This is a genomic window from Lysobacter enzymogenes (assembly GCF_900106525.1).
In the GTDB taxonomy this organism is placed as follows: domain Bacteria; phylum Pseudomonadota; class Gammaproteobacteria; order Xanthomonadales; family Xanthomonadaceae; genus Lysobacter; species Lysobacter enzymogenes.
Genome location: NZ_FNOG01000016.1, coordinates 79,692 through 81,179, shown reverse-complemented (window position 1 = coordinate 81,179; position 1,488 = coordinate 79,692). Strand labels below are relative to the sequence as shown.

The 1,488-nt window shown below is 67.7% G+C and carries 1 protein-coding gene; it reads right to left on the bottom strand.

Going from position 1 to position 1,488, the window contains the following annotated elements; translation table 11 throughout:
• The coding region (locus BLU84_RS25140) for a condensation domain-containing protein (protein WP_233431223.1) at nucleotides 1-1,488 on the bottom strand (1,488 nt) is incomplete at both ends.

The following is a 1,488-nucleotide window of genomic DNA, read 5'->3' as shown; positions in this document are numbered from 1 at the left end:
GCGCAGCGCGAGGTTGTTGACGAAGCAACCGACCAGCGGCTCGACTTCGCGCTGCAGACGACCGGCGACCGGCGTTCCGATCACCACGTCGCGCTGATCGCCGTAGCGGCCAACCAGCAGTGCCAGCACCGACTCCAGCAGCATGAACGGGGTGACATCGCGGGCCTGGCAGAACGCGCGCGTGCGCTGCATCAGTTCCGCCGGCAACTCGCTGCGATGGTTCGCCCCCTGCGCCGACATCTGCGCCGGACGCGGGCGATCGCTCGGCAGCGTGGTCAGTTCCGGCGCCGCGGCCAGTTGTTGCGACCAATAGTCGAGGCCGTCGGCCAGCGTCTTGACCTGCGCCTGTTGCCACAGCGCGTAGTCGGCGTATTGCACTGGCAGCGCCGGCAGCGACGCGGGCTGGCCTTGGCTGTGAGCCGAGTACAGAACACCGAACTCTTCGACCAGTACGTCCATCGACCAGCCATCGGCGGCGATGTGATGCAGGGTCAGGATCAGCACGTGCTCTTCGTCGCCCAGCGCGATCAGCGTCGCGCGTAGCATCGGGTCGCGGCTCAGATCGAAGGGCTTGGCGCCTTCTTCGGCGAGCGCACGATCCAGCTCAGCGGATCGCTGCGACGGATCCAGCCCGGGCCAGTCGACTTGCGAAATCGACGCGACGGCATCGGGCTGTATCCGCTGCCACAGCCCGTCGGCATCGGCGTGATACGTCGTCCTGAGAATTTCGTGGCGCGCGAACAGATCGCCCACAGCCCGCGTCAACGCGGCGCGATCCAGCCACCCCGTCAGCGACAGGCCGAGCGCGATGTTGTAGCTGGAATCGGCGCGACCGTCGCCGGCGACGAACCAGATCCGCTTCTGCGCGTACGACAGCGGCAGCTTTTCCGGCCGCTCGACTGCGCGCACGCGCGCCGCAGACGCCGCCGGCTTGGTGGCGATCAACGCGGCCTGCTCGCGGATGCTGCGATGCTCGAAGACCTCGCGCAGCGACACTTCGACTTCGAACTCGTCGCGGATGCCAGAGACCAGACGCGTGGCCAACAACGAGTGACCGCCGGCCTCGAAGAAGCCGACCGTGACGCTGATCCCTTCGCGGCCGAGCAGGCTGCGCCACAGCGCTTCCACCCGCATTTCCAGTTCGGTTTCCGCCGCGACGTGGCTCTGACGATAGAAATGCCGCGACTCCGGCGCCGGCAAGGCATTGCGGTCGATCTTGCCGTTGGGCGTCATCGGCAAACGATCCAGCACCACGAACGCCGACGGCATCATGTAGCCGGTCAGCTCGCGCGCCAGTTGGCGCTTGCACTCCAGCACCCATTCGGCTTCGTCGCCGATTTCGCCGTCAGCGACCAGGTACGCCGCCAGCAGCGCTTCACTGCCGGTCGGCTCGTGCAGCGTCACCGCCGCTTCGCGCACGCCCGCCAGCGCGCACAGCCGCGCCTCGATCTCGCCCAGCTCGACGCGATGGCCGCGGATCTTGACCTG